The sequence below is a fragment of the Burkholderia sp. Bp9099 genome, from assembly GCF_003857805.1.
Taxonomy (GTDB): domain Bacteria; phylum Pseudomonadota; class Gammaproteobacteria; order Burkholderiales; family Burkholderiaceae; genus Burkholderia.
Window position 1 is genome coordinate 87,238 of sequence record NZ_QTPU01000025.1, and the last position, 19,250, is coordinate 106,487.

The 19,250-nt window shown below is 70.2% G+C and carries 19 protein-coding genes; 11 read left to right on the top strand and 8 right to left on the bottom strand.

From position 1 onward, the window contains the following. Positions 1-15: 15 nt before the first annotated feature. From DIE17_RS27055 to DIE17_RS27085, 7 genes are read left to right on the top strand one after another with little or no spacing between them, the layout of a single operon-like run. A complete protein-coding gene (locus DIE17_RS27055; RefSeq protein ID WP_124521154.1) occupies positions 16-1,239 on the top strand; it encodes an AAA family ATPase in 1,224 nt (407 codons plus the stop codon). After that, positions 1,236-2,648, top strand: a complete 1,413-nt coding sequence (locus tag DIE17_RS27060; RefSeq protein WP_124521152.1) for a CpaF family protein — start codon at positions 1,236-1,238, stop codon at positions 2,646-2,648. Before DIE17_RS27055 ends, DIE17_RS27060 begins: the two co-directional genes overlap by 4 nt. Continuing rightward, on the top strand, positions 2,645-3,622 hold the full coding sequence (locus DIE17_RS27065) for a type II secretion system F family protein (RefSeq protein ID WP_124488401.1): 978 nt from the start codon (positions 2,645-2,647) through the stop codon (positions 3,620-3,622). The genes DIE17_RS27060 and DIE17_RS27065 overlap by 4 nt, the downstream gene beginning before the upstream one ends. Continuing rightward, a complete protein-coding gene (locus DIE17_RS27070) occupies positions 3,619-4,563 on the top strand; it encodes a type II secretion system F family protein (protein ID WP_124521150.1) in 945 nt (314 codons plus the stop codon). The genes DIE17_RS27065 and DIE17_RS27070 overlap by 4 nt, the downstream gene beginning before the upstream one ends. After that, positions 4,560-5,417 (top strand): lipopolysaccharide assembly protein LapB, encoded by an 858-nt coding sequence (locus tag DIE17_RS27075; protein ID WP_124521148.1) that lies wholly within the window; start codon positions 4,560-4,562, stop codon positions 5,415-5,417. The genes DIE17_RS27070 and DIE17_RS27075 overlap by 4 nt, the downstream gene beginning before the upstream one ends. Next, positions 5,414-5,842 carry a TadE/TadG family type IV pilus assembly protein gene (locus DIE17_RS27080; RefSeq protein ID WP_044843875.1) on the top strand — a complete coding sequence of 143 codons (429 nt, stop codon included), beginning with the start codon at positions 5,414-5,416 and terminating at the stop codon, positions 5,840-5,842. The genes DIE17_RS27075 and DIE17_RS27080 overlap by 4 nt, the downstream gene beginning before the upstream one ends. Next, a complete protein-coding gene (locus tag DIE17_RS27085) occupies positions 5,835-6,875 on the top strand; it encodes a TadG family pilus assembly protein (protein WP_124521146.1) in 1,041 nt (346 codons plus the stop codon). The genes DIE17_RS27080 and DIE17_RS27085 overlap by 8 nt, the downstream gene beginning before the upstream one ends. On the opposite strand, the gene DIE17_RS27090 is transcribed toward DIE17_RS27085, so the two are convergent. Together DIE17_RS27090 and DIE17_RS27095 are read right to left on the bottom strand one after the other, a co-directional pair. Then, positions 6,839-8,101 (bottom strand): glycosyltransferase family 87 protein, encoded by a 1,263-nt coding sequence (locus DIE17_RS27090; RefSeq protein WP_260429011.1) that lies wholly within the window; start codon positions 8,099-8,101, stop codon positions 6,839-6,841. The two genes, DIE17_RS27085 and DIE17_RS27090, sit on opposite strands and share 37 nt — an antisense overlap. Positions 8,102-8,117: 16 nt before the next feature. Further along, a complete protein-coding gene (locus tag DIE17_RS27095; protein ID WP_124521144.1) occupies positions 8,118-9,194 on the bottom strand; it encodes a glycosyltransferase family 2 protein in 1,077 nt (358 codons plus the stop codon). Positions 9,195-9,483: 289 nt separating this feature from the next. On the opposite strand from DIE17_RS27095, the gene DIE17_RS27100 reads away from it, so the two are divergent. Continuing rightward, complete coding sequence (locus tag DIE17_RS27100) at positions 9,484-9,858, top strand: phage protein NinX family protein (RefSeq protein ID WP_044843879.1); 375 nt, start codon at positions 9,484-9,486, stop codon at positions 9,856-9,858. A gap of 30 nt (positions 9,859-9,888) precedes the next feature. Here the strand turns inward: DIE17_RS27100 and DIE17_RS27105 are convergent, their stop codons facing one another. Together DIE17_RS27105 and DIE17_RS27110 are read right to left on the bottom strand one after the other, a co-directional pair. Beyond that, positions 9,889-10,878 carry an ABC transporter substrate-binding protein gene (locus DIE17_RS27105; RefSeq protein WP_124488406.1) on the bottom strand — a complete coding sequence of 330 codons (990 nt, stop codon included), beginning with the start codon at positions 10,876-10,878 and terminating at the stop codon, positions 9,889-9,891. A 131-nt stretch (positions 10,879-11,009) separates the two neighbouring features. Then, entirely contained in the window at positions 11,010-11,888 is an 879-nt protein-coding gene (locus DIE17_RS27110; protein WP_124521142.1) for a LysR family transcriptional regulator, read from the bottom strand. Between the two features lie 100 nt (positions 11,889-11,988). Here DIE17_RS27110 and DIE17_RS27115 point away from each other — a divergent pair, with 100 nt between their 5' ends. Further along, positions 11,989-13,557, top strand: a complete 1,569-nt coding sequence (locus DIE17_RS27115; protein ID WP_124521140.1) for an MFS transporter — start codon at positions 11,989-11,991, stop codon at positions 13,555-13,557. Between the two features lie 90 nt (positions 13,558-13,647). Here the strand turns inward: DIE17_RS27115 and DIE17_RS27120 are convergent, their stop codons facing one another. The 3 genes from DIE17_RS27120 to DIE17_RS27130 are packed head-to-tail and all read right to left on the bottom strand — an operon-like array spanning position 13,648 to position 17,128. After that, positions 13,648-14,820 carry a LysR family transcriptional regulator gene (locus DIE17_RS27120; RefSeq protein WP_124921395.1) on the bottom strand — a complete coding sequence of 391 codons (1,173 nt, stop codon included), beginning with the start codon at positions 14,818-14,820 and terminating at the stop codon, positions 13,648-13,650. 24 nt (positions 14,821-14,844) lie between these two features. Beyond that, the gene (locus tag DIE17_RS27125; RefSeq protein WP_124521136.1) at positions 14,845-15,573 is read right to left on the bottom strand and encodes an aspartate/glutamate racemase family protein; all 729 of its coding nucleotides are present in this window, start codon (positions 15,571-15,573) and stop codon (positions 14,845-14,847) included. Positions 15,574-15,595: 22 nt separating this feature from the next. Further along, positions 15,596-17,128 (bottom strand): NCS1 family nucleobase:cation symporter-1, encoded by a 1,533-nt coding sequence (locus DIE17_RS27130; RefSeq protein ID WP_124521134.1) that lies wholly within the window; start codon positions 17,126-17,128, stop codon positions 15,596-15,598. A gap of 255 nt (positions 17,129-17,383) precedes the next feature. Here DIE17_RS27130 and DIE17_RS27140 point away from each other — a divergent pair, with 255 nt between their 5' ends. Continuing rightward, complete coding sequence (locus tag DIE17_RS27140; RefSeq protein WP_124551202.1) at positions 17,384-17,656, top strand: hypothetical protein; 273 nt, start codon at positions 17,384-17,386, stop codon at positions 17,654-17,656. 193 nt (positions 17,657-17,849) lie between these two features. Continuing rightward, on the top strand, positions 17,850-18,416 hold the full coding sequence (locus DIE17_RS27145; protein WP_124521130.1) for a DUF3005 domain-containing protein: 567 nt from the start codon (positions 17,850-17,852) through the stop codon (positions 18,414-18,416). A gap of 60 nt (positions 18,417-18,476) precedes the next feature. Here DIE17_RS27145 and DIE17_RS27150 read toward each other — a convergent pair whose 3' ends face one another. Then, positions 18,477-19,241, bottom strand: coding sequence for a DUF4397 domain-containing protein (locus DIE17_RS27150; RefSeq protein WP_124521128.1), 765 nt, complete (start codon positions 19,239-19,241; stop codon positions 18,477-18,479). Positions 19,242-19,250 lie beyond the last annotated feature (9 nt).

Genomic DNA, 19,250 nt, shown 5'->3' on the forward strand with positions numbered 1-19,250 from the left:
CCGATGCCCATCGCGATGCCGCCCATGAACGTCCTCGATCGCCAGAATGCCAAGCGCGCCGCCGCAGCCGGTGCGGCGGATCTCATCGCGGTCGTGTCCGATGCCGGCAGCGAAGACGTGATTCGCCGCGTCGCCCAGGACTTGTCGATCACGCGCGCCCACGTGCAGCCGGGCAACTGCGACGACGCGATCCGGCTGCTGCAGCAGCACGAGCGCTCGCCGCGCCAGCTGATCGTCGACGTGTCGGATTCGGTGCTGCCGGTGTCCGACCTGATGCGCCTCGCCGACGTGTGCGATCCGTCCGTGAGGGTGGTCGCGATCGGCACGCAGAACGACGTCGGGCTGTTCCGCAACCTGCTCGGCATCGGTGTGCAGGACTACATCGTGAAGCCGCTGACCGTCGAGTTGATGCGGCGCGCGTTGACCGCGACGGAATCGGTCGTGCAGGTGCGCACCGGCAAGATCGTCAGCTTCGTCGGCGCGCGCGGCGGCGTCGGCACGACGACGGTCGCGGTGAGTCTCGCGCGCTGCCTGGCGGGCGAGAAGCGCCGCCGCGTGGCATACGTCGACCTGAACCTGCACGGCGGCGGCGCGAACTCGATGCTCGGGCTGTCGAGCAACAACGGGCTGATCGAACTGCTGAACATGGAACAGCGTCCCGACGACGCGTTGTTCGACCGCATGTTCGTCACGAAGGGCGACCGCCTGCACGTGCTCTCGGCCGAACTGGCGTATGGCGACGACGCGCCGCTGCGCGACGAGGCGATCGCGTCGCTCGTCGAGATGCTGAAGGACCGCTTCCATTACGTGCTGTTCGACGTGGGCAACCGCGCCGGCAAACTGTTCGAGGATGCGCTGACGGTGTCCGATCTCGTCTATATCGTCGCCGACCGCTCGGTGCATGCCGCGTACGAAGCCGCCCGGCTTGCGCGCTTCGTGAGGGAGCTGCCCGGCGAGCGGCTGCTGTCGATGATGCTGAACAACCCGCTCGAGCCGGTCAAGGGGCGCGTCGCGCCGGCCGACTTCGAGGACGCATTCGGCGGCGTGCGGCTGCGCGAGCTGCCGCACGAGCCGCAGACGCTCGCGGTCGCCGAGAACCTCGGCGAGCCGATCGAAGGCACGAAACGCCGCGGCTTCCTGGACGAGATCCGGCTGCTCGCGAACGGCATCACCGGCGAATCGATGGCCGTCGCGCAGCCGTGGTACGCGCGCTTCGTGAAATGGAGGAAAGGATCGTGACGTTCGGTACCCGCAAACGGTCGACGCCTGCGCCCGGGCCGGCGGCTTCTCCCGCCGCGCCGCCCGACGGCGCACCGGTGCCGGGCCCGGCAGCGAGCCAGGCGCCCGCATCCGCGCGCGGGCTTGCGGTGGCCGATACCCACGAGGCGCTGATTCGTTCCGGCAAGTTCGACGCGATTCGCACCGCGGTGTTCTCGTCGATGAACATGTCGGCGGCGCTGATGAAGACGCGCGACGAAGTGCGCGCGGGCATCGAGCAGGTGGCCGCGCACACGGTCGAGCGCGAGCGCCTGAAGATCACGGCGGGCGAGCAGGTGCTGATCGTCGACGCGATCCTGAACGACATGTTCGGCGTCGGGCCGATCGAGCCGCTGCTCGCCGACGACACCGTCTCCGACATCCTCGTGAACGGCCCCGACCAGGTGTACGTCGAGCGCGCGGGCCGGCTCGAACTCACGCCGCTGAAGTTTCGCGACAACGCGCACGTGACGAGCGTCGCGCAGCGGATCGCGGCGGCGGTCGGGCGCCGCGTCGACGAGAGCAGCCCGATGGTCGACGCGCGTCTTGCCGACGGCAGCCGCGTGAACGTGGTCCTGCCGCCGATCGCGATGCGCGGCGCGTCGATCTCGATCCGCAAGTTCGCGAAGCGCGACATCACGCTCGCGCGGATGGCGCATCAGGGCAACATCTCGCACGGGATGCTGCAGGTGCTGAAGATCGCGTGCGCGTGCCGGCTGAACATCGTGATCTCCGGCGGCACCGGTTCGGGCAAGACGACGCTGCTCAACGCGCTGTCGCAACACATCGAGGAGCACGAGCGGATCGTGACGATCGAGGATGCGGCCGAGCTGCAACTGCTGCAGCCGCACGTCGTCAGTCTCGAGACGCGGCCGGAGAATACGGAAGGGCTCGGCGGGATCTCGCAGCGCGACCTCGTGCGCAACGCGCTGCGGATGCGGCCCGACCGCATCATCCTCGGCGAAATCCGCGGCGCGGAAGCGTTCGACGTGCTGCAGGCGATGAATACCGGGCACGACGGCTCGATGACGACGATCCATGCGAACTCGCCGCGCGACGCGATCAGCCGGCTCGAAAGCATGGTGATGATGGCGAACGCGAACCTGCAGCTGCTGTCGATCCGCCGCCAGATCGCGAGCGCCGTGCACCTGTTCGTGCAGGTCGAGCGGATGCGCGACGGCGTGCGCCGCGTGACCCGGATCACCGAGATCGTCGGAATGGAAGGCGAGGTGGTGATCACGCAGGACCTGTTCGCGTTCCGCCAGGAAGGCGATACGACGCGGGACGTGGTGAAAGGCGTGTTCGAGGCGTCGTCGCTGCGGCCGGCGTTCGCGCCGCGCGCCGCGTACTACGGCGTCGAGGACGCGCTCACCGAGGTCTTCCGGCAATGAGCACCGCGGACCTGCTCGCGCTCGGCGCATTCGTCGTGATCCTCGCGGCGGGCCTCGCGCTGTCCGCGTGGCTGGACCGTGCGCGCCACACGCCGGAGCAGCGCATTCGCGAGCGGATGCGGCACCTTGCACCGTCGCTGGCGGGTCGGGAAGCCGGTGCGGCCGCGGCACCCGGCATCGCGCTGTTCAACCTGCCGCGGCGGCAAAGCCGCGCGCGCGCGTGGCTGCAGCGCTACGTGACGCGCGTGCGGGCGGTTGGCGGCGAACGCGGGATGCGGATCGTCGTCGCCGGCACGATTGCCGGCGCGATTGCCGCGATCGTGGTGGTGCAACTCGTCGCGTTGCCGCACGCGCTCCATCCGCTGATCTACGTCGGGCTGCCGCTGGTGGCGATGCGCGCCAGCTATCGCGCGCTGGTCGAGCGGTTCCGGCTGCGTTTTCTCGAAGCGTTCCCGGACGCGATCGACCTGATCGTGCGGGCGGTGCGCGCGGGCATTCCGGTCACGCAGGCGATCAGCACGGTGGGCGACAGCGCGGCGGAGCCGGTGCGCTCGACCTTCCGCTCGATGGGCGACAGCCTGCGCGTCGGCGCGGATCTGAAGGACGTGCTGACGCACGCGGCAGACCGGCTGATGATCGCGGATTTCTCGTTCTTCACCGTCTACCTGCTGCTGCAGCGCGAGACCGGCGGCAGCCTCGGCGAGACGCTCGACGAGCTGTCGAGCATCATCCGCACGCGCCGCGACATACGCCTGAAAACGCGCGCGTTGACCGCCGAGGGGCGGATCACGACGAAGATCATTTCGGCGGTGCCGTTCGTGATGATCGGCGCGCTGTTCCTCGTGAACCGCGCGTACGTGATGCTGCTGTTCGACACGCATGCCGGACGCGTGATGCTGACGATCGCCGCGGTGCTGCTGACGATCGGACTGCTGACGATTCACAAGATCTCGAAACTGGATACCGCGCGATGACGATGTCGATGCTGGCCGCCCGCGGCCTCGAACTGTTGCTGCTGCTCGCGTGCGTCGCGGCGGCGCTCGCGACGCCCGGCGGCGGCACGCGCCGGCGAATCGCGGAGCGCGTGCAGCAGGCGGCCGGGCAACGTCCGCTTTCGCTGGTGGCGGGGCGGCTGCAGCCGGGCGAGGTACGTCAGGACCTGACGCGGCGGCTCGCGCAACTCGGCGAGCGGTTGCCCGTGCTCGACCCGATGCAGCGTGTGAAGCTCGCGCTGCAGCTGACGCGCGCGGGCTTTCGCGAGCGGCGTGCGGTGTCGTCGATGATCGGCATCAAGCTGAGCTGCGGCGTGCTGCTCGCGGGCGTCGCGATCGTGTTCAGCCCGTACATTCCGCGCTTCGGCGAATACGTCGTGATCCGGGCGCTGGCGATGGTCGCCGCGTTCGTGATCGGCGTGATCGTGCCGGAATACGTGCTCGGCGCAATGATCCGGCGGCGCCGGCGGATCATCGCCGCGTGCTTTCCGGACGCCCTCGACCTGCTGGTGATCTGCACGATGGCCGGCAACAGCCTCGTATCGGGCGTGCGGCGCGTCGCGCGCGAACTCGAGCGCATCTGCCCGCCGCTCGCCGACGAGCTGACGGTATGCGCGGACGAGCTGACGCTGAGCGGCAACGTATCCGAAGCGCTCACGCATTTCGCGACGCGCGTCGACTTTGCGTCGGCGCGCTCGCTTGCCACGACGCTCACGCAATCGCAGCGCTTCGGCACGCCGATCACGCAGGCGCTGCGAACGCTGTCGCGCAGCGAGCGCACCGAGCAGATCGTCGCGCTCGAGGAGCAGGCCGCGAAGCTCGCGCCGAAGATCACGCTGCCGATGATGCTGTTCATCCTGCCGACGGTCGGCCTGATCGCGGCGGGCCCGGCGGCGATTCGCCTGCTCGAGGTGTTCAAATGACACGATCCGTGATCCGTGCGTTCGCATTCGCGGCGGTGTTGCCGGTGCTGGCCGGCGGCTGCGCGCCGGGCATCCAGACGCGGCCGGCGCTGTCGCACAAGAGCGACGACCCGCAGGCCGAACTGCGCATTGCCGACAGCGCGCTCGCCGGCGGCAACGTCGATCTCGCGTCGACGCTGTACGAGAAGGTGCTCGCCCGGCATCCCGATTCGCTCCCGGCGCGCCTCGGGCTGGGCGACGTCAGCTACCGCGCGGGCGATCTGGAGCGCGCGCGGATTCTCTACGAGCAGGCACGACAGCAGGCACCCGCGGAACCCGGGCCGCAGGTCGGGCTCGCGCGCGTCGCGTTGCGGCAGCGCCGGCTCGACGAGGCCGCCCAGCGCTACCGCGAGCTGCTGGCCGCGCAGCCGAACCTGCCGCTTGCGGCGGAAGGGCTCGGCACGGTGCTCGACCTGCAGGGCCGCCATGAAGACGCGCAGGCCGTATACCGCGATGCGCTGCGCGTGCATCCGGATGCGAAGGGCTTGCGCGTCGACCTCGGGCTGTCGCTCGTGCTGAGCAACCGGCCGCGCGAAGGCGTGAACGTGCTGCTCGACGTGGCCGGGCTACCCGATGCGCCGTGGCAGGCGCGCCAGAACCTCGCGTTCGCGTATGGCGTGCTCGGCAACACCGATTCGGCGAAGAAGCTGTTGTCGGCGGATCTGCCCGCATCGGCGGTGGCCGACAATTTGCGCGTCTACGAGGCAGTGCGCGCGCAGCTTGCGGCGCGCCCGGCGCCCGCCGCCGCACGACCGTCGACGGGGGCCGCGCTCGACCCGCACGCGCTGCCGCCCGCCGCGGGGGCGGCAAGATGACACGCCAGGCGATGGGCGTCCGTCACGCGCGCGGCGTCGTATCCCTCGAGTTCGTGCTGATGCTGCCGTTCCTGCTGATGGTGCTGATCGGCATCATCGACACGAGCCTGCTGCTGTGCGACAAGGCCGTCATCACGAACGCGAGCCGCGAGGCCGCGCGCGCGGGCGTCGTGCTGCGCGTGCCGATGCTGACCCCGACACAGATCGCCAACGTCGCATCGACCTACACGCAGAACAGCCTCATCACCGGCGGCACCGCGACGACGCCGACCATCACCGTGACGCAGGCGAACGGCACGACGGCCGGCACCGCGCTGACGGTCACGGTGACCTACACGTATTCGGGGCTGGTGCTGGGGTCGGCATTCAGCGCGCTCACCGGCCCGGTGACGATCTCGGCCAGCTCGGTGATGCTCTATGAATGACGCAGCCGGCACGCCATGCATCGGCGCCACGCGCGAGCGCGGCTCCGTCGCGCTGTTCTTCCTGCTGTTCCTGATTCCGCTGCTGTCGTTCGGCGCGCTGGCAATCGACATCGCGTGGGTGGCCACGGTGCGCAACCAGTTGCAGAACGCCGCCGACGCGGCCGCGCTCGCGGCGGCCGACGCGATGATGTCGCCCACGGGCGGCGCGCTGAACTGGTCGCAGGCCGCGCCGGCGGCGAACGGCGTGATCGCGCAGAATGCGGCGGCAGGCGCGCCGCTCGCGACCGGCACGGTGACGACCGGGTACTGGAACGTGACGCGCAACCCCGCATCGATGCAGCCGACGACCATCACGCCCGGCCAATACGACGTGCCGGCGGTTCAGGTCACCGTGTCGCGCGCGCCGGGCGTGAACGGCGGCTCGATTCCGCTGCTGCTCGGCGGGCTGCTCGGCATTCCGGGCGCGTCCGGCAGCGCGACCGCGATCGCGGTGCTCGCCGCGCCGGGCGGGGTGGCGGCGGGCGGGCTCTTTCCGGTCGCGATCGACCAGTGCGTGTACAACCAGTACTGGAACACGTTGACCAACCAGCCGCTGATCAATCCGCTGACCAACCTGCCGTACGAATTCTCGATCACGAACGGCCAGACCTACGGCACGCTGTGCATGGGCGGCCAGTGGACGTCGTTCCTGTCGACCGCGACCGACACGACGACGATGGGCGGCCTGATGGTGACCGGCAACCCGACGACGCTCAATATCGGCGACAGCATCTATCTCGCGACCGGCGTGAAGGCGACGCTCTACACGTCGGTGCCGGTCGGCACGACGGTCGTGCTGCCGGTCGTCACGCAGACGGCGAGCAGCACCTACGTGCCGATCGTCGCGTTCGCGGCGTTCCGTATCGACGTGTCGCTCGGCGGCACGTACAAGTACATCCAGGGGCACTTCGTCGCCGGCGTGAAGATGACCGGCGTCGCGACGGGCGTCGGGCCGTACTACGGCGTGTACGTGCCGCCGCGGCTCGCGTTGTGAGCATCGTGCCGCGCGCGGCGCAGCAGCACGAGCAGCGCGAAGAGCGTCACGGCCGGGCCGATCTGCGGCAGCAGCAGCCACGGGTTCAGGTATTCGGCGACCGGCAGCGCCCATATCAGCGCGATCGCGGCCTGTTCGCCGCGCAGCCAGCCGTCGCGCCAGCCGATCGACAGCATGCAGGCGATCGCGATGGCGAGCCACGCAAGTTCGTAGTGCCACACGTACGGGTTCGCCACGAGCGTCGCGACCGCCAGCACGGCGGCGCGCACGCGGGTATCGCGCGATTGCGTCCATGCGATGCACGCGGCGGCGATCGCGATTGCCGCAATACACGCTTGCGCGGCATAGGCGGCACCGAGCGGCACGCCCGCAAGCCGGAACGCCGCGAACGGCGTCGGCGACGCGAGCCAGAACACGACACCGTGTTCGAGGACGATCGATCGCGCGAGTCCGGTGCTCGCGACGAACAGGCGCAGCGACTCGATGCCGCAGACCAGGACGCTCAGCGCGACGAACGTGCCGGTGGCGAGCGCGGCCCATGCGATCGTGCGCCATGCGCGCACGGCGACCAGCACGAACGGGAACAGCAGCGCCATCTGCGGCTTGACCGACAGCAGGCCGATGCAGAGGCCCGCCCAGATCGGCCGCCGTTCGGCCCAGTGGACGGCCAGCGCCGCGCACGATGCGGTCAGGAACGCGTTTTGTCCGAGCGTCGCTGTGACGAACACGCAAGGCGCGGCGGCCAGCGCGAGCGGGCCGACGCGCGATGCGCCCGGAATCGTGCCGAGACGCGAAACGCGCCACGCGACGAGGCCGAGCACGACGACGCCGATCGTGACGAACACCGGGTAACCGAGCGCGAAGGGCAGTAGCGCCAGCGGGGTCACGAGCAGCAAATAGGTGGGCGGGTACAGCCACGGGGCGAAGACGTCGCGGCGAAGATGCGTGAACAGGCCGGTCGTCAGCCGCGAGAAGGCGGAGAAGTCGTACGCCTGCGCCGGCGAGCCGTGCAGCATCACGTACGAGGCCGACCAGAACACCGAGAAGTCGGCACCGGGGCGTGCCCCGATGCTCCCGGCCCCGTGACGAACGACGGTCGTCCAGATCGTGACGAACAGTGCGTCGAGCACGAGCATCAACACGCTGTACACGACGACGCGCCGCGGCGTGAGCCACGCGCGCACGGGCCGCTCCGCCGAGCGCATCGATTCGCGGGGAATGTCCAATTGCGGCGGTCCGGTTCTACTTGAACGACGCTTTGCGGGCGGCGGCGCCGGCGACCGCCGGCATCGCTGCCCTGCGGCGGGCCGCGGGCGCGCGCTTCAGCGGAAACTGCAGCAGCTTCGATGCCGGCTGGGCGGCGGCATCGCGCTCGGCACGGTAGCGCCGCCTCACGAGATAGACGGGGCGCTGCTTGGACTCGTGATAGATCCGACCGAGGTATTCGCCGATCACGCCGATACCGATCAGCTGGATGCCGCCGACGAACAGCACGACGGAAATCAGCGACGGGTAGCCGTGCACCGGATTGCCGTACAGCAGCGTGCGCACCACGATGAAGGCGCCATACGCGAGGGACAGCATCGCGAACGTGAGACCGACGTAGGTCCACACGCGCAGCGGCACGGTGCTGAAGCTCGTGATGCCCTCGAGCGCGAAGTTCCAGCGTCGCCATCCGGAGAACTTCGAGCGGCCGCCGCTGCGCGGCGCACGCGTGTATTCGACGATAGCGGTGCGAAAGCCGACCCACGCGAACAGCCCCTTCATGAACCGCCGCCGCTCCGGCAGCGCGCGCAGCGCTTCGACGACCTCGCGATCCATCAGGCGGAAATCGCCGACGTTTTCCGGCATTTCGACTTCGGACAGCGCGTTGTGTACGCGATAGTAGAGCGCCGCCGCCGCGCGCTGCAGGTATGGGTCGCACATGCGGTCGGTGCGTTTCGCGGCGACGACTTCGGCACCGGCGCGCCAGTGTTCGATCATCGCGGGAATCAGGGCGGGAGGGTCCTGCAGGTCGGCGTCGATCAGGATCACCGCGGCGCCGGCGGCCTCGTCGAGGCCCGCGGTGAGCGCGGCTTCCTTGCCGAAGCGGCGTGTGAGATCCACGACGTGTACGCGCGCGTCGCGGGCGGCGATCGCGAGCAGCCGGTCGAGCGTGCGATCGCGGCTGCCGTCGTTGATGCAGACGATCTCGAAGCGGACCCCGGCGACCGACTCGAGAACGGGCAGCGTTTCGGCAAAGAACGCGTCGATCGTTTCCTCTTCGTCATGAAACGGCACGACGAGCGATATCAGCGGTTTCCTGGCGTGCGTGGACATGCTGCGGTCTCCCGAGAGATCCGGCCTGCGCTGCACCGTATGGTTCCGGTTGTCGTCCGCCGAACAGGCCCGGCCCGGTTCGGCGTGAATGCGGTTCCGGGGTGCGTGTCCACCGCCGCCCGGACGATACGAGTTGCGTTCATTGTACGCAGGAATCGCCGATTCGTAACACGTATCGGCGGTTTCGCACGACGGGCGCGCTTGCCGGGCAACGCACCGGTCGCGGCGTGGCCGGCGCATCGCGCGCGGCAGCGCTAGGATGGCGTTTTCACGGCCGCGGGAGGGCGCGATGCAGGTTCACGATCTGGTCGGTGCGCCGCTCGATTTCTGGGTGGCGATGGCGGAAGCACTCGGCGCGCCGCGCGTCGACGCCGCGGGATGCACGGTCCTGCGCGAACCGGGCGGCACGCCGGTGCCGTACGCGCCGTCGTCGTCGTGGGTAGACGGCGGGCCGCTCGTCGAGCGTTTGCCGTTCGGCGCGTTCGAGCGCGACGGCGGGCACGGTGCGTGGCGCGCGGTGCTGCATCGGGCAGTGCCGGCGGCCGGCGAGCGCTGCACGTTCAACCAGTCGGGCCCGACGCTGCTGGTCGCCGCGATGCGCACGCTGGTTGCGTCGACGTTCGGCGATGACGTGCCGGATCTCGACATGGCGAAGGCGCGTTGAACGCCCGCACAGGCGACGACGTGCAGCCGGTTACGCGGCCGACAGGTTGCGCACCGCGATCGACGCGACGTCGACGCGCTTCGGCAGGATCGCGTCCGCGGCCGCGCGATCGGCGACGCGCTGCAGCACGTCGATGTCCGCGTCGGTGACACCGCGCTGCGCGAGCGCCGCCCGGCGCGCGATGTCGGCGGCCGCCTCGCGCGGCAGGCGCGTGAGCGACGCATAGACGGTCGCGTAATCGGCGGGATGCGCGAGCGCCCACTGGCCGGCTCGGGTGAGCCGCGCGAGCACGTCCGACAGCGCCGCGCGCTTCGCGCGATCGTCGAGCGTGTCGACCGGCGACGTGAGGAACGCGAGCCCGGAATTGATCCCGCTGCCGTCGCGCACGATGCGCGCACCGCGCCGGACCACGTTGCCGTAATACGGATCGAAGGTCGCCCAGATACCGATCTGCCTGGCCTCGAACGCGGCGAACGCGTCGACCGGCAGCACGAAGCGCACGTCGACGTCGCCAGGCGCGAGGCCGTGTTCGCGCAGCGCGCCGTAGAGCTGGTATTGCGAGATGCTGCCGCGCGCCGACGACACGACGACGGTGCGCCCCTTCAGGTCGGCGACGGTGCGCACCGGCGAATCGGGCTGCACGACGATGCCGAGCGATGTCGGCGAGCCGACGCGCGTGGCCACGATCCGCAGCGCCGGATCGCCGAGCGCGGCCGTCAACACCGGCAGGTCGCCGGCCGGCGCGAGGTCGATCGCACCCGCGCGCTGTGCTTCGAACAGCGGCGCGGCGCCCTGGAAATTCGCCCAGCGAAACCGGTACGGCACGCCGTCGAGCACGCGCGCGGCTTCGGCCAGCGCGCGCAGGCCGCCGGCCTGGTCGCCGAGCACCAGCGTCACGTTGGACAGGTCGGGGCCGGCCGCGCGGACGGGCCGTGCGGCGGCGCCGGCAAGCGGTGCGGCGGCCAGGGCGGCCACGCGCAGCAGTGCGCGGCGGCGGGCCGGGGCGGGGGGCGAAGTCATCGGCGGCAGGTCCTCGGTGATCCGCGCGAGAGGCCGCGCGGCTGCCGGGCAGATTACGGAATCGGTTTCGCGCCGGCAAACATCGAATCGCGAAATGCTTATTCGCGCGTCCGTTATCGGCGAGACAGGCGCTAGCCCGCGGCAGGAACGGCGCGCAGGAACGCGCGTACCGCGGGCGCCTTCTCGAAGCGCCGGTACGCGAGCGCGAGTTCGGACATGATCGGCTTGCCGGCGATCGGCCGGTACACGACGCCCGGCAACGACACGCAGCCGGCGAGCGCGTCCGGGATCACGGCGACCCAGCCGTTTACCGATACGCACGCGAGCACCGCGAGCAACCCGCCCGGCCGCGCGGCGATCACCGGCGCGAAGCGGCCGCGGCGTGCGACTTCGAGCGTGCCGCGCTCCTGTTCCGGCACGGCGAAGCGCGCGTCGGCGAGATCGGCGGCACGCACGGCGGTCATCGCCGCATAACGCGAATCGGCCGGCACCGCCGCGACGAATACGTCGCGCTGCAGCGTGACGATCCGCAGCCCGCCCGGCAGCGGCAACGGCGGGCGCACGTACGCGAGGTCGAGCCGGCCCGCGTCGAGCTGTTTCGCGACGTCGTCCATCGGTACCTCGCGCAGGTTCAGCTCGATGCGCGGATGCGCGGCGCGGAACGCGCCGACCGTGCGCTGCAGCGTGCCCGAATAGACGGCCGACGACACGTAGCCGATCTCGATCCGGCCGAGTTCGCCGCGCTCGGCGAGCGTCGCGAGTTCGCGGCCGCGCTGCAGATGCTCGACCGCCGCGCGCGCCTCGGCGAGAAACGCAATGCCTGCCGCCGTCAGCGAAACCTCGCGGCGCGAGCGCTGGAACAGCCGCACGCCGAGCAGCCGCTCGGCCTCCTGGATCTGCCGCGTGAGCGCGGGCGGCGCCATGTCGAGCGCGTCGGCCGCGCGCGCGAAATGCAGGTGCTGCGCGACGCTCAGGAACGCGCGCACGTGACGGAATTCGAGCGGATTCATGATTGCAATTTTCGTTAATGAAACTGCATCGGTATGTCAATGACGGGTAATACCGGGCAAGCCTAGCATACGGCTCGTTCCTCTTGTTCCGGAGCCGTCGATGTCCCAGTCTTCTCCCGCCCCGCGCGCAGGCGCGCCTGCCGCCGAGCGCACGGGCACCCGCCTGCCGGCCGCCGCGACGCTCGCGGTCGCGTCGGCGACGTGCTCGCTGATCGTGCTCGACACGAACGTCGTCGCCGTGTCGCTGCCGAGCATCGCGCGCGGCTTCCATGCGAGTTTCGCCGACATCGAATGGGTCGTGAGCGCCTACATGACCGCGTTCGCCGCATGCCTGCTGCCGGCCGGCGGGCTGGCGGACCGCTTCGGACGCAAACGCATGCTCGGCGCGGGGCTCGCGCTCTTTTCGCTCGCGTCGCTCGGGTGCGGGATCGCGCCGTCGGCCGGCTGGCTGATCGCCGCGCGCGCGGCAAAGGGCGGCGGGGCCGCGCTGTTGCTGACGGCCGCGCTCGCGGTGATCGCGAACCGCTTTCCGGACGGACGCGAACGGGCGCGTGCGTGGGCGATCTGGGGGATGTGCATGGGGATCGCGACGGCCGTCGCGCCGCTGGTCGGCGGCGCGATCACGCAGTGGATCGGCTGGCGCTGGGTGTTCCTGCTGAACCTGCCGGTGTGCGCGCTGCTCGCGGCCGGCGCGCGCGTCGCGATCGACGAGTCGCGCGATCCGCACGCGAAACGGGTGGATGCCGCCGGCAGCCTGCTGTTCGGCGCGGCGCTCGCCTGCGCGATTGCGGCGCTGATCGGCGCGCCGTCGCATGGCTGGCTGTCGGCCGCGACGCTCGGCCGGTTCGCGCTGGCCGCCGCGCTGCTGGCCGCGTTCATCGGCGCGGAGCGCTGGCAGGCGCGGCCCATGATCGATCTGGCGCTGTTCCGCCAGCCGCGTTTCGTCGGTGCCGTGCTCGCGATGTTCGGTTATGCGGCGTGCGCGCAGGTGATGATGACGTTCCTGCCGCTGTACCTGCAGAACGCGTTCGGGATGTCCGCGATCGACGCGGGGCTCGGGATGCTGCCGTTCGCGTTCGCGATGATCGCAGGGCCGTCGCTCGGCGGCCTGCTCGCCGCGCGCGTATCGTCCGGCGGCGTGCTGGCGGGCGGGCTCGCACTGATCGGCGCGGGCAATCTCGCGACCGCGGCGCTGACGGCCGGCGGCGACTACCGGCTCGTCGCGCTCGGCATGTTCGTGACCGGCTGCGGCGCGGGCATCATGAACGGCGACACGCAGAAGGCGATCATGGCGTGCGTGCCGCCGGGCCGTACCGGAATGGCGTCGGGCATCAGCACGACCACGCGTTTCTCGGCGATCGTGACGGCCGTCGGCGTGCTCGGCGCGGTGCTGGCCGCGAGCACGCACGCGCACCTCGACCGGCTGCTGTCCGCCGCGCCGGGCATGCGCGCGTTCGTCGACGCGCCGTTCATGTCGAGCCTGCTGGCCGGCGATCTTGCGCAGGCGCTCGCGCACGTGCCGCCGTCGGCCGCGCGCCAGCTTGCCGATGCGGCACCCGCGGCCTTCGCGAGCGGATTCGCCGCGGCGCTGACGGTCAGCGGCGTGCTCGCGCTTGCCGTCGCCGTCATCGCATACAAGTTGCTTGCGCAACCGATGCGCGACGCGTGATGCGTGCGGCGGGCGTTCATGCCTCGCTCGTTGCACGCGACGATACGGAGCCGCCGGGCTTGCGCGTTCAGGTTGTCGTCGGCGATCGATTCAGCGCGACTTCGTCGCGACGCGATGAACGCGCGCCGCGCGCGCGACACGCGGCCGTTGCGATGCACCGCAATGCGTCGCCTGCCGGCGGCGCGTGCGTCGGGTCGGTTCCGGCGGGGCGTCGGCGATCGGCACATTCGCCCGCGCATCCGCATCCGCATTCGCGGCAACCGCCGCGACGGCCGGCTGCGCGGCCTCCGCGTCGAGCCAGCCGCGCGTCGCCTCCGCGATCAGCCCGCGCAGCCAGCGCACGCCGTCGACGCAGGCGCCCGACTCGTTCCACGTCATCCGGTACACGATTGCGGGCGGCTCGGCCGGCAGCGCCACCGCGCCGAGCGGCAGCAGCTTCGCGTAGTGGCGCGCGAGCCGGTACGTGGTGGTGAGGATCAGGTCGGAGCGCACGAGCGCATGCGCGGCGAGTTCGAAGTGCGGCAGCGTGACGACGATCCGCCGCTGCAGGCCGACGCGTTCGAGCTGCCGGTCGATCGCGCCGGACGCTTCGAGCCACGACGGTGTCGGGCACAGTTGCGCGGCGCGCGCGAATTCGGCGGCCGTCATCGCGCCGCGCCGTGCGAGCGGATGCGTGGCGCGCATCAGGCACACGACGCGATCGTCGAACAGGTCGTCCTGCCGGAACCGCGACAGGCGGGCAGGGCGATTGTCGATCACGACGTCGAGCTCGCCGTCGGCGAGCGCGCGTTCGTCGTCGTAGCCGTCGCCGAGCGGATGGAACACGAGCTGCGCGTTCGGCGCGCGTTCGCGGAACAACGCGACGAGCTTCGGCACGAACAGCACGTTCAGGTAGTCGGGGCAACCGATCCGGTAGGTACGCACCGACGTGCGCGCGTCGAAGGTCGGCTGCTGGATGCGGATGAAGTCGATCACGCGCAGCGCGTTGCGCAGCGGCTCGATCAGCCGCGCGCCGAACTCGGTCGGCACCATGCCGTAGCGGCTGCGCACCAGCAGCGGATCGCCGAGCAGCGTGCGCAGCCGCTTGAGCGCGGCGCTCGTCGCCGGCTGCGACATGTTCAGCCGCACGGCCGCGCGCGACACGGTGCGCTCGGTGAGCAGCACGAGCAGGATGCGCATCAGGCGCGCGTCCAGACCGTCGAGCGCAGCCCTTGCGTCGGACGCATCGAGGGACAGGCCGTTCGGCGCCGGTGCGTCCCGCATGTCGCTACGCGTTCCCGCGGCCCGTCATTTGACGAAGGTGCCCGGCCAGCCGACGATCCGCTTCGGGCGCGGCGGCGCATAGGTGCGGACCTTCGACGTCTTCAGCTTCAGGCGCACCAGCGATTCCGCGAGCGCGACCGCGGCCGACACGCCGTCGACGACGGGCACGCCCGTGCATTCCTCGATCTGCCGGTCGAGGCCGGCCATCCCGCCGCAGCCGAGGCAGATCACTTCCGCGCGATCGTCCTTCACCGCGCGCGCGGCCTGGTCGACGATCGACTCGATCGCGCGGGCCGGGTTCTCCTCGAGCTCGAGCACCGCGAGACCGCTCGCGCGCACCGACGCGCAGCGCGCGTCGAGCCCGGCGAGCTTCAGGCGATCCTCGATCAGCGGCACCGTGCGGTCGAGCGTCGTGACGACCGAGTAGCGGTGGCCGAGCAGCATCGCGATGCTCGCGGCCGCTTCGGTGATGTCGACGACCGGCACCGTCAGCAGTTCCTGCAGCCCTTCGCGGCCGTGTTCGCCGTAGCCGGCCTGGATCACCGCGTCGTACGGCTCGTCGTAGCTCAACACGCGGTCCATCACGGCGATCGCCGCGAGGTAGCTCTCGAAGTTGCCTTCGACCGATTCCGCGCCGAAGCGCGGCGTCAGCCCGACGATCTCCGTGCCCGGCGACGCAGCGGCCCGCGCCTGCGCGGCGATGGCGTCGGTGATCGACGCGGTCGTGTTGACGTTGACTACCAGGATTCTCATCGGTGCACTCCGTATGCTGCGTTCAGTGTCGGGCGCAGGCGACCGCGATGGGTTCGCCCGAGCGCTCGTCGTATTGCCGTTCGCGATCGGCCGTCAGCCAGTACACGCTGCCCGCGATGGCCGCGCCGAGCAGCCAGGAGAACGGCGTCATCGCGCTGAAGGCCGGCACGACGGCGAGCGTGATCGAGATCAGCGCGGACGGCACGAGCGCCGCGAGCGCCTTGCGGTTCACGCCGCGCGTGTAGAAATAGGCGCCGGTCGGCGCTTCGGTATATAGGTCCGGCACGTTCACGCGCTGCTTGCGCACGAGCCAGTAGTCGACCGTGATGATCCCGTACAGCGGGCCGAGCAGCGCGCCGAGGCCGGACAGGAAGTAGACGATCACGATCGGGCTGTTGTACAGGTTCCACGGCAGGATCAGCACCGCGACCGTCGCGCTGATCAGGCCCGCGCGGCGGAACGTCAGGCGGTGCGGCGCGAGGCTCGTCAGCACGAAGGCCGGCGCGACGAAGTTCGCCATGATGTTGACCGCGACCGTCACGATCAGGAATGCGAGGCAACCGAGCACGAGGAACAGCTTGTTCGGCACCGTCGCGATGATTTCCGTCGGGCTGTGGATGATCTGGCCGTTCAGCTTGAACTGCGCGCCCGCGAGCACGAAGCTGATCGTCGCGAACACCAGGATGTTCACCGGCAGGCCCCAGAAGTTGCCGACCCGCACCGTCTTCGCGCTCGGCGACGCGCGCGCGAAATCGCAGAAGTTGAGCACCAGCGTGCCGTAGATTGCAAGCCACAGCGCGCCGCCCGCGAACACCTCGGTCCACATCTTCAGGCCGGTCATCGGCTTGCCGATCGACATCGCGAGATGGCCGCCGGTGCGGCTGAACATCCATGCGGCGAGCGACAGCGTCGTGACGAGGATGATCGGGCCGGCGAGCCCTTCGTACTTGCGGACCATCTCCATCCCGTAGGTGAGGATGCCGATCTGCACCAGCCAGATCGCGACGAACGTCACCCAGCCGAGCGTCGACAGCCCGCAGATCGCGTTCTCGTCGAACGCGGCGAGGCCCGGCCAGATCGCGGTGAGCAGCACGCGCAGCACGACCGACGCGAGGTAGGTCTGGATGCCGAACCATGCGATCGCGATCACCGCGCGGATCATCGCGGGCAACAGCGCGCCGTAGATGCCGAAGCTCATCCGGCTGATCACCGGGAACGGCACGCCGGTCTTCTGGCCCATGTAGCCGGTGAGGTTCATGAAGCCGTACACGAGCACCGCGCCGATCGCGAGCGACGCGAGCATCTGCCAGCCCGACAGGCCGAGCGCGAACAGCCCGATCGCGAACGAGTAGTTCGCGATGTTGTGCACGTCGTTGGTCCACAGCGCGAAGATGCTGTAGCGGCCCCAGGTGCGGCCCTCCGCCTTGGTCGGCGCGAGGTCGGGGTTGTGCAGCCGGGGGCTCAGCGCGGGGTCGCGCGCGGCCGTATCGGTTCGCTGCAATGCGTCGTGCGCGCCGAGCACGATGCCCGCACGGTGGGTGGCTTCCAGTTGCACGCTCGTCTCCTTCCATGTGCGGGGCGCGAACCGGCAGCGTGTGCACGCAGCGCAGGCCCGGCCGCCGTGGACGTTATGTCTCGGATTTGTTCGCGAGTATGGGTGGCCGTCGCGGCGATGGGAAATTAAATATTCGGCTGGGGGGCATTTGAAAAATGAATGGGGCCGGGTCGCCGGCGGTGGCGATGGAGGAGATGGACGGCACGCGCATTGCTCGCCACAGGTCTCCATCCAGTCGACATCAGCGGAGGTGTCATGCAGCGATATTCCATTCGTCACGTATCGCGGGTCGTCTTCGCCGGCATCCTGATTGCCGGCCTGGCGGTGGGTGCGGGTTGCCAGAAGAAGAGCGAGAGCGACACCACTACCGGCGGGAGCTCAACCGGCTCCACCAGCAGCATGGCGCCGGCGCCGTCCACCGCGCCGTCGGGCATGCCGGGCAGCGGCACGGCCGGCAGCGGCATGACCGGCGGTCCGGCGAGCATGCCGGGCGCGGCGTCCGCGCCCGCGGGCGCAAGCGGCGGCTGACCGTCGGCGCGGGCGGCATGCGCGGGCCCGTCGCCCGCGTGCCGCCGGGACGGCTGTCGGCGCGGCGCGCGTGTCGCAGGGCACGCGTGGGCGGCGCCGCGCGCGTGAAAGATTTGCAACGACCGTTGTAGCGATTCCCGGACCGGCGCCGGCTGCATCCCGCCGGCGCACGCCGTCCGGAACAGGAGGTGCGATGCACAACGCGGAATCGAACCCAACCCCGAAACAGCAGCGCGAACAGATCGCGAAGAGCCCGGTGCAGACGCCAGCGGCCGGCGACATGCCCGATGCGGCGACCCAGGCCGCCGAGGTCGCCGAAGCCGCCGAGGTCACGAAGCGGGCGCTGACCCCTGAGGCCGTCGCGGCGAAGACGCCGACCGGCCTGCCGCCGATCGACGTCGGCGCGCATGCGGTCGACAGCGGCGATCCGGTGCGTCGCGCCAGCGGCAGGATCGTGACGCTCGACAACGCGAACATGGCGATGACCGACAACACGGTCGACGTCGACGGCAAGGGCATGGAGGCGCGCAGCGGCGCGACCGAGTGGCACGACAACGTGATCTATTCGAATGCGTCGCTCGACGACGCGGTCGAGACGCCCGACGAAGGGCTCGGCGGCATCGACAGCCGGCCGGGCGGCAACGTGCCGCAGATTGCGACGCGGCCGGGCTGGCGCGTCCGGCATATCGGCGATGTCGATGTCGAGCACGGCGACGGTACGCGGGTCGAGCACGTGATCCGTCTCGAGCGGACCGACTGACGACGTAGCGAGAGCTGCCGGGCGGACCGCCGGCCGGCGGTCCGCCGAAGCCGCTATCCGTTATTGCGGGCCGAGTTCCTGTGCGGACGTGTCCGCATCGTTGCCCTGCGCGACGAGCACGTGAATGTCGTTCGGCGTCACGTCGCCGATGCCGCCCGCCGGAATCGTCACCAGCAACCAGTCGGCGTTGTTGTTGATCGCGACCGGCGCGGTCTTCAGGATCGGCGCCTTGCTGCCGGCCGTCGTGACGATCACCTGGTAGGTTCCGCCGTTCAGGTAGATGGAATCCTGTGTGGATGCCGGCACGGCGTTCTGATACGCGGCGCCCGCCAGCGTCGGGCTTTGCGTGTTGATGTCGGTGCCCGGCGGCACGACGTACACGTCGACGTTCTGCGTGTTCGGCGACGCGTTGAAGCTGCGCACGCGCGCCTTGTCGGACAGCAGCTTCTTGTCGAACGGATCGTCGATCAGCGAAATCGCCGACGAGGTGCTCGGCAATGCGATGGTCGTGTAGTGGTGACCGTTCGCCGCGCCGAACGACTGCGACGCGACGGTCGTGGTCGTTCCCGATACGTCGTAACTGGCGGTCTGCGTGCCCGTATCGATGTCGTGATAACGGGTCACGCCCTTGTACGCGACACCCGACGCATCGAGCTTCGCGTTCAGGTAGTAGTCGAGATTCGGGCCGGCCGGCACCGCGTTGATGAAGCGCGCCTGCGGCTTCGAGATGCCGAGCACGGTACCGACGTCGTTGCTGTCTCCGCCGCACGCCGTGAGTACGGAAATGACCGAGCACAGGGCCACTATCGTTCGTATGGATTTCATGTCGTCCTC

Coding starts and splice junctions, on each gene's coding strand:
- DIE17_RS27055 (WP_124521154.1), top strand. CDS start 16: ATGCCGCCCATGAACGTCCTCGATCGCCAGAATGCCAAGCGCGCCGCC.
- DIE17_RS27065 (WP_124488401.1), top strand. CDS start 2,645: ATGAGCACCGCGGACCTGCTCGCGCTCGGCGCATTCGTCGTGATCCTC.
- DIE17_RS27070 (WP_124521150.1), top strand. CDS start 3,619: ATGACGATGTCGATGCTGGCCGCCCGCGGCCTCGAACTGTTGCTGCTG.
- DIE17_RS27075 (WP_124521148.1), top strand. CDS start 4,560: ATGACACGATCCGTGATCCGTGCGTTCGCATTCGCGGCGGTGTTGCCG.
- DIE17_RS27080 (WP_044843875.1), top strand. CDS start 5,414: ATGACACGCCAGGCGATGGGCGTCCGTCACGCGCGCGGCGTCGTATCC.
- DIE17_RS27085 (WP_124521146.1), top strand. CDS start 5,835: ATGAATGACGCAGCCGGCACGCCATGCATCGGCGCCACGCGCGAGCGC.
- DIE17_RS27095 (WP_124521144.1), bottom strand. CDS start 9,194: ATGTCCACGCACGCCAGGAAACCGCTGATATCGCTCGTCGTGCCGTTT.
- DIE17_RS27100 (WP_044843879.1), top strand. CDS start 9,484: ATGCAGGTTCACGATCTGGTCGGTGCGCCGCTCGATTTCTGGGTGGCG.
- DIE17_RS27105 (WP_124488406.1), bottom strand. CDS start 10,878: ATGACTTCGCCCCCCGCCCCGGCCCGCCGCCGCGCACTGCTGCGCGTG.
- DIE17_RS27110 (WP_124521142.1), bottom strand. CDS start 11,888: ATGAATCCGCTCGAATTCCGTCACGTGCGCGCGTTCCTGAGCGTCGCG.
- DIE17_RS27115 (WP_124521140.1), top strand. CDS start 11,989: ATGTCCCAGTCTTCTCCCGCCCCGCGCGCAGGCGCGCCTGCCGCCGAG.
- DIE17_RS27120 (WP_124921395.1), bottom strand. CDS start 14,820: ATGCGGGACGCACCGGCGCCGAACGGCCTGTCCCTCGATGCGTCCGAC.
- DIE17_RS27125 (WP_124521136.1), bottom strand. CDS start 15,573: ATGAGAATCCTGGTAGTCAACGTCAACACGACCGCGTCGATCACCGAC.
- DIE17_RS27140 (WP_124551202.1), top strand. CDS start 17,384: ATGCAGCGATATTCCATTCGTCACGTATCGCGGGTCGTCTTCGCCGGC.
- DIE17_RS27145 (WP_124521130.1), top strand. CDS start 17,850: ATGCACAACGCGGAATCGAACCCAACCCCGAAACAGCAGCGCGAACAG.
- DIE17_RS27150 (WP_124521128.1), bottom strand. CDS start 19,241: ATGAAATCCATACGAACGATAGTGGCCCTGTGCTCGGTCATTTCCGTA.